Below are 17,306 nucleotides of genomic sequence, written 5' to 3'. Positions count from 1 at the left end.
GGAACTGCGCGACCGGCCACGACAGCCCCGCAGCGAACAACGGCGCACGCCACCACGTTCAGTCGGCCGACGGCCACGAACACCCAGCCCGCAGCCGAACCGGCCGAGAACAACGCGGCCAGCCGTGCTAAGCCCCCAAAGGGCGCGGGGAACTGCGCGACCGGCCACGACAGCCCCGCAGCGAACAACGGCGCACGCCACCACGTTCAGTCGGCCGACGGCCACGAACACCCAGCCCGCAGCCGACAACGGTCGGCAACCAGCGGCGCGGCTCAGTCGGCGGACAGCGTCTGCCGGACCGCGCCGTCGGGCCCGGCCACCAGTACCGGGGTACCGGTGCCGCCGAGGTCCCGTACGGCGGCCAGGTCTTCGGCGGGCACGCCCCCCGCGTCGGTCACCACGGCCGCCGCCTCCAGGGACTTCGCCCCGGACGCCACCGCCATCGCCACGGCCGTCCGCAGCGCGCTGAGCCGCAGCGAGTCGAGTGCGACGGTCCCGGCGACATAGGTGCGCCCGGTCTCGTCCCGTACCGCCGCGCCCTCGGGCACGCCGTTGCGGGCCCGTGCGGAACGGGCCAGGGTGACGATCTTGCGGTCCTCGGGGTCGAGCCCGTTGCTGTCGGTCATGCCCCGAGCATACGAAGCCCCGCACGCCGGGTCGTCCCCGGGCGGCGGGCGGTGTCAGGGGCGGTCGAGGCGGAGCCGTTCGGCGCGCGGCAGCCCCGCGACGACCAGGTCGTACGAGTCCTCGATCAGCTCTCTCACCAGACGGCCCGGGAGTTCCCCGTCGACCGTGACGGTGTTCCAGTGCCGCTTGTTCATGTGCCAACCCGGGACGATCAGACCCGGATGCTCGCCGCGCAGCCGCACCGCGTCCTCCGGATCGCACTTGAGGTTCACCGTCAGCGGTGTGGCACCCAGGCTGGTCAGCGCGAACAGCTTGCCCCGCACCTTGAAGACCGAGGTCTCGGGGTTGAACGGGAAGTCCTCCACGCTCGCGTTGAAGGACAGGCAGAAGTCACGCAGCGCCTCGGGCGTCACTCGGCCTCCTTGTCGACGGGCGCCCCGACCGCGGCGACCGGCTCCACCAGCACGGTCACGATCTTGTTCCGGCGTCCGGCCGCGGCCTCCGCGGTCAGCCGCAGCTCCCGGCCGTCCGGCAGCTCCACGACCGATGTGGCACCCGCGATCGGCACCCGGCCCAGCGCCTTCGCGAGCAGCCCGCCGACCGTCTCCACGTCCTCGTCGTCGTACTCCTCCAGCCCGTACAGCTCGCCGAGGTCGGTGATGTCGAGGCGGGCGGTGACCCGGTAGCGGTCCTCGCCCAGTTCCTCCACGGGCGGCAGCTCACGGTCGTACTCGTCGGTGATCTCCCCGACGATCTCCTCCAGGATGTCCTCGATGGTGACGATGCCGGCCGTGCCGCCGTACTCGTCGATGACGACCGCGACGTGGTTGCGTTCCTTCTGCATCTCGCGCAGCAGGTCCCCCGCGTTCTTGGTGTCGGGCACGAACACGGCGGGCCGCATGGCCGTCGACACCACATCGTTCTCGGCGTCACGGCTGATGTGCGTCTTGCGCACCAGGTCCTTCAGATACACGATCCCGACGATGTCGTCCTCGCTCTCCCCGGTGACCGGGATACGCGAGAAGCCGGACCTGAGGGCCAGGGTCAGGGCCTGGCGGATCGTCTTGTAGCGCTCGATGACGATCAGGTCGGTGCGCGGGACCATGACCTCCCGCACCAGGGTGTCGCCCAGTTCGAAGACCGAGTGCACCATGCGGCGCTCGTCGTCCTCGATCAGCGACTCCTGCTCGGCGAGGTCGACCAGCGCGCGCAGCTCCGCCTCGGAGGCGAACGGGCCGCGGCGGAAGCCCTTGCCGGGGGTGAGGGCGTTGCCGATGAGGATGAGCAGCGACGGGATCGGGCCCATCACCCGGGCCAGCGGCACCAGCACATACGCCGCCGCGGTGGCCGTGTTGAGGGGGTGCTGCCGGCCGATGGTGCGCGGCGAGACACCGACGGCGACGTACGACACGAGGACCATGACGGCCATCGCGATGAGCAGCGCCTCGGCGGTGGAACCAGGGAACTCCTCCAGGCAGGCGTAGGTGACCAGCGCCGCCGCGGCCATCTCGCAGGCGACGCGGACCAGCAGCGCGACATTGAGGTAGCGGGTGGGGTCGGCGGCGACCTGGGCCAGCTTGGTGCTGCCGCGGCGGCCGGACTTCACGGCCTCCTCGGCGCGGAAGCTGGAGACACGCGCGAGACCCGCCTCCGCGCAGGCGGCGAGCCAGGCGACGACGACCAGCGCGATCGCGCCGAGGACGATCTGCGGACTCATGCGGCCCCGCTTACGTGACCGTGGGCGCCGGGGACGGGCCGGCCAGGCCCTTCTCCGCGCGCCAGCCGTCCACGATGGCCGCCTGCAGGCCGAACATCTCGGCCCGCTCGTCGGCCTCCTCGTGGTCGTAGCCGAGCAGGTGCAGCACCCCGTGGACGGTGAGCAGCTGAAGCTCCTCGTCCATGGAGTGCTGCGTCGGGGCCTCGGCCCCCTGCTTCGCGGCGACCTCCGGGCACAGCACGATGTCACCGAGGAGTCCCTGTGGGGGCTCGTCGTCGTCCTTGGCGGGCGGCCGCAGCTCGTCCATCGGGAAGGACATGACATCGGTCGGGCCCGTGAGGTCCATCCACTGGATGTGCAGCTGCTCCATGGCGTCGGCGTCCACGACGATCACCGAGAGCTCGGAGAGCGGGTGGATGCGCATCCGCGCGAGCGCGTAGCGGGCGATGTCGAGGATCGCCTGCTCGTCTACCTCGGTGCCGGATTCGTTGTTGACGTCGATCGACATGCTCGTGCTGGTCTACTTCCCCTTGTGCGCGTGACCGGCCTTGCCGCGGACGCCCTTGTGGGTGCCGTTCTCGGTGCCGTGACTGCTGTCGTACTTCTCGTACGCGTCGACGATACGGCCCACCAGCTTGTGCCGTACCACATCTCGGGAGGACAGCCGGGAGAAGTGGACGTCCTCCACGCCGTCCAGGATGTCCTGCACCTGGCGCAGACCGGACTTGGTGCCGTCCGGCAGGTCGACCTGGGTCACATCGCCCGTGATCACGATCTTCGAATCGAAGCCGAGCCGGGTGAGGAACATCTTCATCTGTTCGGGGCTGGTGTTCTGAGCCTCGTCCAGAATGATGAAGGCGTCATTGAGAGTCCGGCCACGCATATAGGCCAGCGGGGCGACCTCGATCGTGCCGCTGGCCATCAGCTTGGGGATCGAGTCCGGGTCGATCATGTCGTGCAGGGCGTCGTAGAGCGGGCGCAGGTACGGGTCGATCTTCTCGTAGAGCGTGCCCGGCAGAAAGCCGAGGCGCTCGCCCGCCTCGACCGCGGGGCGGGTCAGGATGATGCGGTTGACCTGCTTGGACTGCAGGGCCTGTACCGCCTTGGCCATGGCGAGGTAGGTCTTGCCGGTGCCGGCGGGGCCGATACCGAAGACGATCGTGTGCTTGTCGATCGCGTCGACGTAGCGCTTCTGGTTGAGCGTCTTGGGGCGGATCGTGCGGCCACGCGAGGACAGGATGTTCTGCGTCAGCACCTGGGCCGGGGTCTCCTGGCCGTCGCTCTCCCCGTTCTCGCTCGCCTTGAGCATGGCGATCGAGCGTTCCACTGCGTCCTCCGTCATCGGCTGCCCGGTGCGGAGCACCAGCATCATCTCGTCGAACACGCGCTGGATGAGGGCGACTTCACCGGGGTCGCCGACCGCGCTGATCTCATTGCCCCGGACGTGGATGTCGGCCGCCGGGAAGGCCTTCTCGATCACGCGCAGGAGGGAGTCGCCGGAACCCAGCACGGTGACCATCGGGTGCTGGGCGGGGACCGTGAACTGTGCTCTCGCCTGTTCCTGCGCGGGGGCGCGAGCTGTGGGTGTCTGAGTCATGGGCCGGCGCTTAAGGCCTGCGGTTCCTCCTCTTCACGGCCGCGTAGCTGAGGGCGGCCTCGCGCTTCCAAGAGTACGACGGTGCACCGACAACGCCGTAGGCCTTTTCGCCCACCGACCACGAACCGTCCCCGAACCCGCCCCGTCCCGGCTTCCCCGAAACGCTCTCACCCCGAGCCCCCGGAACACCCCCGGGCATGCGCCCGAACGAGTGACCGACCCGGTCTCCCCCACAAACCACACCAGAGCCCCCGCGCCGGCCCCGGCGCCGGGGGTGTGGCTTCGCGGGGCGGCTGGAGTGTGACCTCGCGGGCGGGCGGGCCGTGGCCTCGCGGGGCGGCCGGGGTGTGGCTTCGCGGGCGCCAGGCCGTGACCTCGCGGGGCGGCCGGAGTGTGGCTTCGCGGGCAGCTGGGGTGTGACCTCACCGGGCGGCCGGAGCGTGGCCATTTGGGGTCGGGGCCCAGTGCCTCCCCCGCAGCCCGGGGTCCGACCCTTCTCGGGGCCGTTGAGCCGTGACCTCGCGGGCGCGTGGGGGTGTGGCTTCGCGGGCGGCCGGGGCGTGACCTCACTGGGCGGCCGGGGTGCGACCTTGCGCAGCGGCTGGGGTATGGCTTCGCGGGCAACGGAGCGGCTGGAGTGTGGCTCCGCGGACAGTTGGGGTGTGGCCTCACAGGGCGGCTGAGCTGTGACCTCACGAGGAGGCCGGGGTGACCCCACCGGGCGGCCGGGGTGTGGCCTTTGGGGTCGGGGCCCAGTGCCTGCCCCGCAGCCCGGGGTCCGACCCTTCTCGGGGCCGTTGAGCCGTGACCTCGCGGGCGCGTGGGGATGTGGCTTCGCGGGCGGGCGGGCCGTGGGCTCATGCGGCTGGGGTGTGGCCTTTGGGGGGCGGAGGCCAGTGTCTCCGCCGGAGCCCGGGCAGGTGCTTGTCGGGGGCCGGTGGGTGTCAGGGTGAGCGGCGGAAGCCGATGGTGGGGACTGCCCGGCGGCGGGGCCAGGAACGTGCGGGTTCCTCCGGTACCAGGCGCTCCAGGAACGCGTACCGCCGCAGCGCGGTCGGGTCCTGGCCGTCCACCGACTGCACCCTGCGCCACCACGCCCCGATCTCCGACCAGCCGGGGGCCGACAGGGACCCGCCGAACTCCTGGACGGACAGCGCGGCGGTGAGCCCCGCGAAGGCCAGCCGGTCCGCCAGCGGCCAGCCCGCCAGGGTGCCGGTGACGAAGCCCGCCACGAAGACATCGCCGGCGCCCGTCGGATCAAGGGCCTCCACGGCGATCGCGGGGACCTCCGCGGTCTCCTCGGTCCGCCGGTCCACCGCGTAGGCGCCCTCCGCACCGAGCGTGACCACCGCCAGCGGTACGTGGTCGGTCAGCGCGTGCGCCGCCGAGCGGGGGCAGCGGGCGCCGGTGTAGCGCATCGCCTCCTCGGCGTTCGGCAGGAACGCCTCGCAGTGCTCCAGGTCGGGCAGCCCGGACAGGTCCCAGGCGCCCGTGTCGTCCCAGCCGACGTCCGCGAAGACACGGGTGCCCTCCCGCGCGGCCTGGGCGATCCAGGGGGCGCGCGCGCCGGGCGTCAGGGACGCGACCGCGGCACGCGCGCGTGGCGGGCAGTCCGGTGCGGGTTCCTCGGGCGGCGGCTCGTGCCCGTGGGAGACCATCGTGCGCTCGTCGTCGTACGCCATCGAGACGGTCACCGGGGAGTGCCAGCCGGGTGCGGTGCGCGACGCGGACAGGTCGATGCCCTCGCCGTGGGACAGGGCGTCCCAGCAGTACTCGCCGTAGTGGTCGTCACCGAAGGCCGCGGCGAGGGAGGTGCGCAGGCCGAGCCGGGCCAGTGCCGTGGCCATGTTGGCGACCCCGCCTGGGCTCGACCCCATGCCGCGGGCCCAGGACTCCGTGCCGCGCACGGGCGCCGCGTCGAGCCCGGTGAAGATGATGTCCAGGAAGACGGTGCCCGTCAGGTAGACGTCCCAGGGCGGGTCCCCGGGGGCGCGCAGGGCGGCCAGCGGGTCGACGTGGACCTGCCCGTGCTGGGGCTGGGTGAGGTGCTCCGGTTCCTCTCCGGCAATCGTGCGAGACGCGATCACGGGGCGCTCCCTGACGTGGTACGGGTCAGGCCAGTGTGCACCCTTCAGCCGTGACCGGTCTCACCTCGGGGGCGTGGCGCCGGGTGCCCTGAGCGGGGGCGCTCCGCCGGGAGGGCCGTGCTGCGCCGTCGGTCGGCTGCGGCGGAGTTGTGGCCGGTCACGCCCGCGCGGCGGAGCCGCAGCCGACACGAGCGGATCCGATCGTGGGCAGGAGGAGCGGGTCTCACCAACGGGGGACGGAGGGGGTGACCCACCGGGGGTCGGCGACCCGCATCGCGGCCGCGTCGTCGCGTTCCCTGAGCGTGCCGTCGTCGGCGGCCCAGCGGCGGTGCAGGAACTCCAGCCGGTCGCGGTCGAGTTCGACGCCGAGGCCGGGCGCGTCCGGGACGGCGACCTTGCCGCCGGTGAAGGTGAGGCGTTCGGTGAGGACGTCCTCCGACTGCCAGGGGTAGTGGGAGTCACAGGCGTGGTGCAGGCCCGGGACGGTGGCGGCCACGTGGGTCATGGCGGCCAGACTGATCCCCAGGTGGGTGTTGGAGTGCATGGAGACGCCGACGCCGAAGGTGCGGCAGACGGCGGCCAGTTGCTGGGTGCTGCGCAGCCCGCCCCAGTAGTGGTGGTCGCAGAGCACCACCTGGACGGCGCCCGTGGTGAAGGCCTCTTGGACCTCGGCGAAGGTCGTCACACACATGTTGGTGGCCAACTGGACGGGGGTGCCGGCGGCGACCTCGGCCATCGCGGGCGTGCCGAGGGTGGGGTCCTCCAGGTATTCGAGGACGTCGGCGAGTTCCTCCGCCACGTTCAGCGAGGTCGCCACGGACCAGGCGCCGTTGGGGTCGAGCCGCAGCGGGTGCCCGGGGAAGGCCCGGGCCAGGGCGCGGACGGCGGCCGTCTCCTCGTCGGGCGGGAAGACGCCGCCCTTGAGCTTGAAGGAGGTGAAGCCGTACCGCTCCTTGAACAGGCGCGCCTGCTCGACGATCCCGGCCGAATCGAGGGCGGCGCCCCAGTCGTCGCGTTCGCCGGTGACACCGTCGGGGTGGTCGGCCCACTTGTAGAAGAGGTACGCGCTGTACTCGACGGCGTCGCGCACCTTGCCGCCGAGCAGCGCGTGCACGGGCAGTTGGAGCGCCTTGCCGAGGGCGTCGAGGCAGGCGACCTCGAAGCCGGAGACCACGGACAGCCGCAGCTTGTCGGCGGTCTGGACGCCGCGCAGTCCGCCGACGTCGACGGCGTCGCTGACCCGGGAGGAGTCCACGGCGATCTCGTCGGCGACCGTGAACAGACCGTTGAGGTCGGACACCTGACGTCCTGTCAGCCGATCGGCGAACGGCCTTGCCAGTTCCAGGTACTTGGTGTCCCCGTATGTCTCGCCGACGCCCGTGACGCCGTCAGCGGTCACCACCTCGATGATCAGGCGGGGCGTGTAGGGCTGGTGGACGCCCTGCGTGTTGAGCAGTGGCGGGTCGGCGACCATGACCGGGGTCAGCCGTACGTCGGTGATGGTCAGGTCACGGGTCACAGGGCGGCTCCCACGAAGTCGAGTCCGGTGGTCAGCGGGGTCTTCAGGGCGTCGAGGTCGTCCGTGGACGGCTCGGTGAGCGGGGCGCGCACGGGTCCGGGCCGGCCACGCAGCCGGCCGTGGCCTTCACAGGGTGGCGACGAGGTGGTGCGGCAGCGCGTCGGCTCCGGCCTCCTCGGCGATACGGGCGAACCGGGCCGCCTGCGCCCAGCCGTAGCCGGTGCCGACCACGACCGGTGTCCGGCCCGCAGCCTCGGCCACCGCGACGGAGACGACCTGTCGGCACTCGTCCTCGTCCAGCGAGAAGAACTCGCCGGCGCCGCAGGCGGGGAAGACGGCTTTGGGCGCGGTGGCGATCTGGGCGGTCACCCCTAGCCGTCTCCCTATGTAGACATAATCCACGTATGAAGACAGAGTTATGGAGGCGAACCACGAGCGTCAATGGCGCGGACGGATCCGACCACGATCGGCGCATGTCGCAGTCAGGAGGCGTGCGCGAGGTGAAGTCCGCCGCGCGCACCGTGCAGCTGCCCGGGGGCTGCCGCCCCCAGACCCCCGCTTCGGCCTGGCGGCCTCGTCCTCAAACGCCGGAGAGACCTGCTCCACCTGCGGCGTCAAGGACGGAGCGCCGGTAGGACCAGGAGAAATCCCTGCACGGCGCGAAGAGGCAGGAAGCCATGGATTGCCGACCGAACCCTGTGCCGCGTAGTGGCACAGCAACACGTCGAGAAGGCCAGAATCCTCGGGCTTCAGCCCCAGGTACAAGTCAATCGAAGGTGTACGCGTCCACCTCCGCCAGGTACCGCGCCCTGCGCTCCTCGTCGTCCTCGAGGAACGACGCCAGGAAGGAGTTGCGGGCCAGCTCCCGCAGCCGGCCCTCGGTCAGGTCCAGCGCCTCGCGCACCGCGTCGAAGGTGTCGCCGACGTAGCCGCCGAAGTAGGCCGGATCGTCGGAGTTGACCGTGCACATCAGTCCGGCGTCCAGCATCGCGGGCAGCGGATGCTCGGCCAGGACGTCCACCGCGCGCAGCCGCACGTTCGACAGCGGGCACACGGTCAGCGGGATACGCTCCCGCACCAGCCGTTCGACCAGCGCCGCGTCCTCCAGGCAGCGCAGCCCGTGGTCGACGCGCTCGACGCCCAGCACGTCCAGCGCCTCGGTGATGTACTCCGGCGGCCCCTCCTCGCCGGCGTGCGCCACCCGCCGCAGCCCGAGCGCCGCGGCGGCCTCGTACACCTCGCGGAACTTCACCGGCGGATGCCCGGCCTCGGCCGAGTCCAGGCCGACGCCGGTGATCCGGTCGAGGTGCGGCCGGGCCGCCTCCAGGGTGCGCAGCGCCGACTCGGCGGACTCGTCCCGCAGGAAGCACATGATCAGCCGGGTGGAGACGCCGTGGTTCTCCGCACTGCTGCCGAGCGCACGCCACAGCCCCTCGACGACCGTGTCCATGGCCACTCCCCGGGCCAGGTGCGCCTGCGGGTCGAAGAAGACCTCCGCGTGCCGTACGCCCTGGGCGGCGGCGCGGGCCAGATAGGCGTCGGCCAGGTCCGCGAAGTCACGCTCGGTGCGCAGAACGGCCATGAGTTCGTAGTACAGGTCAAGGAAGGACTGAAGGTCCTCGAACCGGTACGCCGCACGCAGTTCCTCGGTGTCCGCGTACGGGAGCTTCACGCCATTGCGCTCGGCCAGCCGGAACGCCAGCTCGGGCTCCAGAGTGCCTTCGATGTGGAGGTGCAGTTCTGCTTTGGGGATGGGCATCAAAGCATCGTACGGTCGTTTCACCTGCGCTTTGGAACCGGCACTCTCAGCAGGTCGTGCGCCACGGTCAGCTCGCCCTCGAAGCCCGCGGCCCGCGCCTGCCGCTCGAACTCCTCCGGGCCCGGGTAGCGCTGGCTGAAGTGGGTGAGCACCAGGTGTCGTACGCCGGCGTCCCGGGCCGCGCGGGCGGCCTGACCGGCCGTCAGATGCCCGTATTCCGCGGCCAGTTCGGCGTCCTCGTCCAGGAAGGTGGACTCGATGACCAGCAGATCGCAGCCCTCGGCGAGCGCGTGCACCCCGTCGCACAGCCGGGTGTCCATGACGAACGCGAAGCGCTGTCCGCGGCGCGCCTCGCTGACGGCGTCGAGCGGCACACCCCGCAGCACGCCCTCGCGCTGCAACCGGCCGACGTCCGGCCCTGCGATGCCGTGCGCGGCCAGCCGCTCCGGCAGCATGCGGCGCCCGTCGGGCTCGACCAGGCGGTAGCCGTACGACTCGACCGGGTGTGACAGCCTGCGCGCCTCCACGGTGTAGGCGGGGGTCACCACGAGGGTGCCGTCGCGGTCCACCGGCGCCTCGGTGAGCGCGACGGTCTCGCGGTAGGCGGTGGCGTACCGCAACCGGTCGAAGAAGCGCTGTCCCGAGCGCGGGTAGTGGGCGGTGACCTGGTGCGGCACCCGGTCCAGGTTGATCCGCTGGATCACGCCGGCCAGGCCCAGCGAGTGGTCCCCGTGGAAGTGCGTGACGCAGATCCGGTTCAGGTCGTGGGCGGCGACCTGGGCCCGCAGCATCTGGCGCTGGGTGCCCTCGCCGGGGTCGAACAGGATCCCCTCACCGTCCCAGCGCAGCAGATAGCCGTTGTGGTTGCGCTGCCGGGTGGGAACCTGGCTGGCGGTGCCGAGCACCACCAGTTCACGGACGGACATGGCGCCCTATCCGGGGGGCCACTGCAAGCCGCGACCGCCGAGGATGTGCGCGTGGGCGTGCCAGACCGTCTGTCCGGCGCCGCTGCCGGTGTTGAAGACGATGCGGTAGCTCTCCAGCTTGTCCTCGTCGGCGACGGCCTGGGCCTCGCGCAGCATGTCCGCGGCGAGCGACGGGGCGGCGGTGGCCAGTGCGGCCGCGTCGCGGTAGTGCGCCTTGGGGATCACCAGGACATGGGTGGGCGCCTGGGGGTTGATGTCCCGGAAGGCGACCGTGGTCTCCGTCTCACGGACGACGGTCGCCGGGATCCGCCCCGCGACGATCTTGCAGAACAGACAGTCGTCCTGCGGCGCACCGTCCGCTTGCTCCCCTGCCACTGTGCCTCCTCACGCCGGACCATCTCGTACGTGTGCATGGTAACGAGGCCGGCCGGCGGCCGTGGCGCCCCGAAGGGGCGCGGGGAACTGCGCTACCGGCCACGACGCCGCCGCAGCGAACCGCCGACAGACGCCCCCAAGGGCCGCGGGGAACTGCGCGACCAACCACAACGGCGCCACACCCGAAGGACGGCAGACGCCCCCGAAGGGGATCGTGGCGCCGTAGGTCACGGCAGGGGCGGTGGCGTCTTGGCGGGGGTCGTCTCCAGGGTGGCCAGGGCCAGGGCCACCGCCTCGTCCAGTTGGGGGTCGCGGTCGGCCGCCCAGTCCTGGGGGCGCTGCACCACCTCCACGTCCGGGTCGACCCCGTGGTTCTCCACGCCCCACTCGTCGCCCTCTGTCCAGAACGCGTACTTGGGCTGGGTGATCCGGGTGCCGTCGACCAGGTGGTAGCGGTTGTCGATGCCGATGACGCCGCCCCAGGTGCGGGTGCCGACCACCGGCCCGATGCCGAGCGCCTTGATCGCCGCGTTGACGATGTCGCCGTCGGAGCCGGAGAACTCGTTGGCGACGGCCACCACGGGCCCACGGGGCGCATCCAGCGGGTAGCTGACCGGCCGCATGCCGCGCGGCACGTCCCAGCCGACGATCCGCCGGGCCAGCTTCTCCACGACGAGCTGCGAGGTGTGCCCGCCCCGGTTCTCCCGTACGTCCACGACCAGCCCCTCGCGGGCCACCTCGATCCGCAGGTCGCGGTGGATCTGCGCCCAGCCGGGCGCCTGCATGTCCGGCACGTGCAGATAGCCGAGCCGGCCGCCGGAGCGCTCATGGACGTACGCCCGCCGGTCGGCGACCCAGGCGTGGTAGCGCAGCGGCTCCTCGTCGTCGAGCGGAACGACGACGGTGTGCCGCAGGTCGCCGCCGCCGGCCGGCGAGACGGTCAGCTCGACCGGCTGCCCGGCCGTGCCGACGAGCAGCGGGCCGGGACCGGCCACCGGGTCGACCGGCCGGCCGCCGACCGCGACGATCGCGTCCCCGGCGCGCACCGCGGCCCCTGGCGCGGCCAGCGGGGAGCGGGCGCGGGGGTCGGAGGTCTCCGCGGGCAGGATCCGGTCGATGCGCCAACTGCCGTCCGGGTGCCGGGAGATGTCGGCGCCGAGCAGCCCTTGGCGGGCGCCGGAGCCGTAGCCGCCGCGGGGTATCACATAGGCGTGCGAGGCGCCGAGTTCGCCCTGCACCTCCCACAGCAGGTCGACCAGGTCGTCGTGGGTGGCGACCCGGGCGAGGACGGGGCGGTAGCGGTCCAGGACGCCGGCCCAGTCGACCCCGCCCAGGTCGGGCCGCCAGAACTGGTCGCGCATGATCCGTCCGGCCTCGTCGTACATCTGCCGCCACTCGGCGACCGGGTCCACGGTCTGCCGGACCCGGGCGAGGTCGACGGTGAGGCTGGTGTCGCCGTCGTCGTCATGGGCGGCCCGCCGGTCGCTGGGCACCACCCTCAGCCGTTCGTCGGTGCGCAGCAGGACGCGTTTGCCGTCGCCGCTGACCTCGAAGTGGTCGGCGTCGACGGCGAGATGCTCGATGCGCTGCTGGACGAGGTCGTAGCGCTCCAGCTCGGTCTTGGGATCCGGGTCGTCGGGCGTGGCCCGGGACACGCCGAGGACGCCGCGCACCGGGTGGCGCAGCCACAGCACGCCGTCCTTCGCGGCACGCAGGTTGGAGTAGCGGGCGGCCTCGACCGGGAACGGGACGATCCGGTCGGCCAGACCGTCCAGGTCGATACGGGTCGCGGGGGTGCCCTCGCTGTCGGGTGTCTCGTCCCGGTCGGGGGTCTCGAACGGCCGCCCGTGCCGCTGCGGTCCGAACGGGGACGGCGTGGTCGCGGCCAGCGTGATCAGGTGCGGGCGGTCGCCGACCACGAAGGCCAGGTCGAGGACGTGCTCGTCGTACACCGGGTCGAAGGACCGGTTCGACAGGAAGGCGAGGTGTTTGCCGTCGAGGGTGAAGGCGGGCGCGTAGTCCTGGAAGCGCAGCGGGGTGGCCTCGGTGACCGACAGATCGGTGGTGTGGGCGAGCCGGAGCTGGCACAGCGGCTGCGGGCCGGGGTGCGACCAGGCGAGCCAGGCCGAGTCGGGCGAGAAGGCCAGCCCGGACACGTCGCCGTCGGCGCTGCGGTCGACCTCGCGCACCTCGCCGGTCTCCCGTTCGACGAGCAGCAGCCGGCCGTCGTGCGCGGCGACGGCGGCCCGGCTGCCGTCGGGCGCCATGGCCAGCTCCAGGACCCGGCCCAGCTGTCCCGCGGCGAGCCGCCGGGGCACGGCGCCGGGCGCGGTACCGGTCGCGGGCGCGAACTCCAGGGCGTCCTCGCCCTCGGCGTCGGTCACCCACACCACCCACTCCTCACCGTCCGCGCGGAAGGTGCGCGGCAGCCGGGCCCGCACGCCGGACTGCGCGGCGAGGGCGCGGGCGGGGCCGAAGCGGTGGGTGACCCAGTGGACGGCGCCGCGTACGCAGACCGCGCTGCCGCGCGCGGTGTGGTCGGGGGACGCGGCCCCGAACCAGCGGGCCGCGTTCAGCGGGTAGGGCTGGAGGTCCAGGCCGGGACCGCCCAGGCGTAGGTCGAGGCGCCGCGGCTCCGCGCCGTCCAGGTCGTCGAGGAGCCACAGTTCACCGGCGCTGGAGTAGACGACCCGGCTGCCGTCGGAGGCGGCGTGCCGGGCGTAGAAGCCGTCGAGCGGGGTGTGCCTGCGCAGGTCGGAACCGTCGGCGAGGGAGGAGTACAGCGCTCCGGTGCCCTCGTGGTCGGAGAGGAAGGCGATCCGGTCCCCCACCCACATCGGGTACTCGATGTTGCCGTCCAACTCCTCGTGCAGCCGGGCGAACTCCCCGGCGCCCTGGGCGTCGCCCGCCGCGTCGGGGGCGTTGCCGTCGATCCACAACTTGCCCGCCGTACCGCCCCGGTAGCGCTTCCACCAGGCGGCCTCCCGGCCCATCGTCGCGGACAGCAGCACGGTGCGCGGCCCGAACGCCACGTCGCCGACGGGCCCGTACGGCAGGGTGGCCGCGGGTCCGCCGTCCAGCGGGACCGCCCGCGCCCAGCTGCGGCGCATGCTGGGCTGGCCGTGCGTGCTGAGCGCGAGCACCCGGCCGTCCGGGGTCCAGCCGCGTACCTGGGTGCGCCAACTCCCCCAGTATGTAAGGCGCCGCGCGGGACCGCCGTCGACCGGGGCGACATGCACCTCGGGGGCGCCGTCGCGGGTGGAGGTCCAGGCGACGGCGGTGCCGTCGGGCGAGATGCGCGGCTGGGACACCGGCATGTTGTCCGCGCTGAGCCGCCAGGCCCGGCCGCCGTCCAGGGGGGCGAGCCAGACGTCGTCCTCGGCGGTGAAGGCGACCAGATCGCCGCGCAGATGGGGAAAACGCAGATACGAAGACGCTCGGGGGAGGCCGGCCGAACCCGCCACGCTCACCGCGCCCGTCGATGTGGACTCAGTCACCCGATCACCCTATGCAGCGCGGGCCGCGGATGAACCCGGTTCGGATCACTTGCCCGCGACGGGACGGCAGGAGGGGTCGGTCTGGCACCACAGGGTGCGGGTCACGGTGACGGTGGGGGCGGGCCGCGGCACGCTCGGGGGCCGGTAGGTGGCGGGCGGGGTGTACGCCGGCCCGGGGGTGGCGTCGCAGTCACCCAGGCCGTTGACGTGGAACCGCTCCTTGCCTGCCACCGTGGCGACCAGGTCGCCGCGTACGCAGGCGCCGCCGACGGCCTTGGTGATACGGCCCTTGACGGCGATGTCCTTCCCGTCCTCGGTACGTCCCTGGCAGTCGACGGAGACGATCGTGCTCGCGGTGGGCGAGGGCGACCGCCCGGTCGCCGTGCCACCGCTGCCACCGCTGCCGCCGCTGCCGCCGCTGCAGCTGAGCCAGCTCACGTCGACGTTCTGTCGTTCGAGCCGCGCCGTCGCGGTCCTGTCGGTGGTGTACGCGACGGTCGCGGTGCTCAGGCCGCCCGGTTCGCAGGCCACCGCACCGCCCACGGCCAGCACCGCGAGCCCCGCCACGGCCGTCACCCGAGCCCCGCGCGGCCGGGGCCGAATACACCTGAATACCCCCATGGAGGGCAGAGTGCCACCGACTTGAGCACAGCGGTAGGCCACAAACAGCCAGTCACCTGTTCGTGTGAGCCCGCCCCAGAAGACAACCGACGGCCGCCGACCAGCGCCAGGCGCAGCCCGGCAACCGTTCGTGCAGGCCCGGCCGGGAAGGGGGGCGACTGCCGTCATGAACAGCGGCCCGTACGAACCGGCAACTCCTCGCGTGAGCCTCACCCCAGAAGCGACCGACAGGCCGTCAACCAGCGCCAGGCGCGGCCCGGCAACCGTTCGTGCAGGCCCGGCCGGGAAGGGGGGCGACTGCCGTCATGAACAGCGGCCCGTACGACCCGGCAACTCCTCGTGTGAGCCTCACCCCAGAAGCGACCGACAGGCCGTCGACCAGCGCCAGGCGCAACCCCAGTAGCCGTTCGCCGAAACCGGTCCGGGACAGGGCCGGCGGTCGTCACGAACAGCATCCGGTACGGCCCGTCGGCCGGCGCACGGCGCGCGTCGGTGGGTGTTCGTGTGGGCCCCGGCCGGGAAGGGGGTGGCGGGGCGTCAGGACCAGCGGCCGGTGCGGCCCAGGAGCAGGACCGCTGCGGCGGTTCCGGCGGTCGATGTGCGCAGCACCGTGCGGCCGAGGACGTAAGGCTTGGCGCCCGCCTGGGCGAAGAGCGCCAACTCCTCGGGGGACACGCCGCCTTCGGGCCCGACGACCAGCACGATGTCGCCCTCGGCGGGGAGTTCGGCGGTGGCCAGCGGCTCGCTGCCGTGGTCGCGGTCCTCGTGCAGTACGACGGCGAGGTCGGCGTCGGCGAGCAGCGCGGCGACCTGCCGGGTGGTGGCCGCGTCCGCGATCTCCGGGAAACGCACCCGGCGGGACTGCTTGCCGGCCTCGCGGGCGGTGGCGCGCCATTTGGCGAGCGCCTTCACACCCCGGTCGCCCTTCCACTGGGTGATACAGCGGGCCGCCTGCCAGGGCACGACGACGTCGACGCCGACCTCGGTCATGGTCTCCACGGCCAGCTCGCCCCGGTCGCCCTTGGGCAGCGCCTGGACGACGGTGATCCGGGGCTGCTCCACGGGCTCCTCGACCACGCTCTCCAGGTCCATGACGACCAGGCGGTCCTTGCCCTCGGTGGCCTTGACCACGCCCTCGGTCCAGCGCCCGCGCCCGTCGGTGAGCACGACGTCCTCGCCTGGCCGCAGCCGCTTCACGGACACCGCGTGCCGGCCCTCCGGCCCGTCGAGCACGAACTCCCCGCCGGGCGCGCCCACGCCGTCCAGTGAGTCGACCACGAACACCGGCGCCGTCATCGCGCGTCGCCTCCGGCCGACAACGCCGTTCTGGCCACGTCGAGTTCGGCCGCCAGGGTCTGCACGAGCCGGCCGGCGGGCAGGTCGCGGGCCATCCGGTGGCCCTGGCCCGCCCACAGCGCCATGCCCTGCGCGTCACCGGCCTTGGCGGCGGCCTTGCGCAGCGGCGAGGTCAGGTGGTGGACCTCGGGGTAGGCGGCGGGGGCGTACGGGCCGTGCTCGCGCAGGAACCGGTTGACCAGGCCACGGGCCGGCCGGCCGGAGAACGCCCGGGTCAGCTCCGTACGGACGAACAGGGGGCTGGTCAGGGCCTGTTTGTGCAGTTCGGAGGCGCCGGACTCGGGGGTGGCGAGGAACGCGGTGCCCAGCTGGGCGGCGTCGGCGCCGGCCGCGAGGACCGCGGCGATCTGGCTGCCGCGCATGATGCCGCCGGCGGCGACGATCGGGATGCTCGCGGTCTCGCGGACCTGTGCGACGAGGGCGAGCAGCCCCAGCCCGGAGCCGTCGTTCTCCGGGATGTCGCGGTGGGTGCCCTGGTGGCCGCCGGCCTCGACGCCCTGGGCGATCACCGCGTCGGCGCCGGCCCGCTCAACGGCCAGGGCCTCCTCCGGGGTGGTCGCGGTGACCAGGGTGAAGGTGCCGGCCCGGCGCAGCGAGTCGATGGCCTCCCGGCTCGGGACGCCGAAGTGGAACGACACCACCGGCACGGGGTTGTCGAGCAGCACGGCCAGCTTCGCCTCGTAGCCGTCGTCCCGGCCGCAGTCCGGGTCGCCGAGTTCGGCCTCGTACCAGGCGGCCTCGCCTGCCAGTTGGTGCGCGTACAGCTCTACGGCGCCGGAAGGGGGCGCGGCGTTGGCCGCTCCGGTGGAGCCGGTGCTTGCACCGGAATACTCGGGCTGGGGCAGGAAGACGTTCACCCCGAAGGGACGGCCGGTGAGCCCCCGCAACTGCTTGATCTCCTGATACATGCCATCGGCGGTCTTGTACCCGGCGGCGAGGAACCCCAGCCCGCCGGCCTCGGACACGGCAGCGGCGAGCTGCGGGACGGCGACACCGCCCGCCATGGGGGCCTGCACGATCGGATGTGGGCAGAGATCGGTCAGTGGGGATGACATGACCGCATGTTGTCACGTCCTACGCACAAGTCCGAAACCGGCCTCCGCTTGGCATAGACCCCCGGCAACCGATGCCCCGGGGGCCACCCGCAGCCGACGTCAACGACCGTTGAACGCATCCTTCAACCGCAAGAACAAACCCTGCTGCCCTGACTGACTGCACCCACCCG

The 17,306-nt window shown here is 72.6% G+C and carries 14 protein-coding genes and 1 pseudogene; all 15 read right to left on the bottom strand.

Annotated elements, in window-relative coordinates; genetic code table 11:
- Positions 1-272: 272 nt before the first annotated feature.
- Positions 273-626, bottom strand: a complete 354-nt coding sequence (locus ABT245_RS08750) for a cytidine deaminase-like protein (RefSeq protein WP_351730524.1) — start codon at positions 624-626, stop codon at positions 273-275.
- A gap of 54 nt (positions 627-680) precedes the next feature.
- Positions 681-1,040 (bottom strand): MmcQ/YjbR family DNA-binding protein, encoded by a 360-nt coding sequence (locus tag ABT245_RS08745; RefSeq protein ID WP_351730521.1) that lies wholly within the window; start codon positions 1,038-1,040, stop codon positions 681-683.
- Positions 1,037-2,344, bottom strand: coding sequence for a hemolysin family protein (locus ABT245_RS08740; RefSeq protein WP_351730519.1), 1,308 nt, complete (start codon positions 2,342-2,344; stop codon positions 1,037-1,039). The genes ABT245_RS08745 and ABT245_RS08740 overlap by 4 nt, the downstream gene beginning before the upstream one ends.
- Positions 2,345-2,354: 10 nt before the next feature.
- Complete coding sequence (gene ybeY, locus ABT245_RS08735; RefSeq protein ID WP_351730517.1) at positions 2,355-2,852, bottom strand: rRNA maturation RNase YbeY; 498 nt, start codon at positions 2,850-2,852, stop codon at positions 2,355-2,357.
- A 12-nt stretch (positions 2,853-2,864) separates the two neighbouring features.
- Complete coding sequence (locus ABT245_RS08730; RefSeq protein WP_351730515.1) at positions 2,865-3,941, bottom strand: PhoH family protein; 1,077 nt, start codon at positions 3,939-3,941, stop codon at positions 2,865-2,867.
- 944 nt (positions 3,942-4,885) lie between these two features.
- Positions 4,886-6,028, bottom strand: coding sequence for a carbohydrate kinase family protein (locus ABT245_RS08725; RefSeq protein ID WP_502982083.1), 1,143 nt, complete (start codon positions 6,026-6,028; stop codon positions 4,886-4,888).
- Positions 6,029-6,251: 223 nt separating this feature from the next.
- A complete protein-coding gene (locus ABT245_RS08720) occupies positions 6,252-7,547 on the bottom strand; it encodes a glucarate dehydratase family protein (RefSeq protein ID WP_351730512.1) in 1,296 nt (431 codons plus the stop codon).
- A gap of 135 nt (positions 7,548-7,682) precedes the next feature.
- Positions 7,683-7,910, bottom strand: a pseudogene (locus ABT245_RS08715) (dihydrodipicolinate synthase family protein); the annotation flags it as partial.
- A 403-nt stretch (positions 7,911-8,313) separates the two neighbouring features.
- The gene (locus ABT245_RS08710) at positions 8,314-9,306 is read right to left on the bottom strand and encodes an adenosine deaminase (protein ID WP_351730510.1); all 993 of its coding nucleotides are present in this window, start codon (positions 9,304-9,306) and stop codon (positions 8,314-8,316) included.
- 20 nt (positions 9,307-9,326) lie between these two features.
- Positions 9,327-10,232 carry a ribonuclease Z gene (locus tag ABT245_RS08705; RefSeq protein ID WP_351730508.1) on the bottom strand — a complete coding sequence of 302 codons (906 nt, stop codon included), beginning with the start codon at positions 10,230-10,232 and terminating at the stop codon, positions 9,327-9,329.
- 6 nt (positions 10,233-10,238) lie between these two features.
- Positions 10,239-10,607, bottom strand: a complete 369-nt coding sequence (locus tag ABT245_RS08700; RefSeq protein WP_351730505.1) for a histidine triad nucleotide-binding protein — start codon at positions 10,605-10,607, stop codon at positions 10,239-10,241.
- A 227-nt stretch (positions 10,608-10,834) separates the two neighbouring features.
- Positions 10,835-14,104 carry a S41 family peptidase gene (locus ABT245_RS08695; protein WP_502982082.1) on the bottom strand — a complete coding sequence of 1,090 codons (3,270 nt, stop codon included), beginning with the start codon at positions 14,102-14,104 and terminating at the stop codon, positions 10,835-10,837.
- Positions 14,105-14,149: 45 nt separating this feature from the next.
- Positions 14,150-14,671: a hypothetical protein gene (locus tag ABT245_RS08690; RefSeq protein WP_351730503.1), complete on the bottom strand. Its 522-nt coding sequence runs from the start codon at positions 14,669-14,671 to the stop codon at positions 14,150-14,152.
- Between the two features lie 591 nt (positions 14,672-15,262).
- Positions 15,263-16,021 (bottom strand): 16S rRNA (uracil(1498)-N(3))-methyltransferase, encoded by a 759-nt coding sequence (locus tag ABT245_RS08685; protein WP_351730501.1) that lies wholly within the window; start codon positions 16,019-16,021, stop codon positions 15,263-15,265.
- Positions 16,018-17,136, bottom strand: a complete 1,119-nt coding sequence (locus tag ABT245_RS08680) for a nitronate monooxygenase (protein WP_351730499.1) — start codon at positions 17,134-17,136, stop codon at positions 16,018-16,020. Before ABT245_RS08680 ends, ABT245_RS08685 begins: the two co-directional genes overlap by 4 nt.
- Positions 17,137-17,306: the final 170 nt, after the last annotated feature.

This window comes from Streptomyces sp. NPDC001508 (assembly GCF_040298665.1).
Lineage (GTDB): Bacteria > Actinomycetota > Actinomycetes > Streptomycetales > Streptomycetaceae > Streptomyces.
The sequence above is the reverse complement of the archived record's forward strand: the minus strand, read 5'-3'. Positions and strand labels throughout refer to the sequence as shown.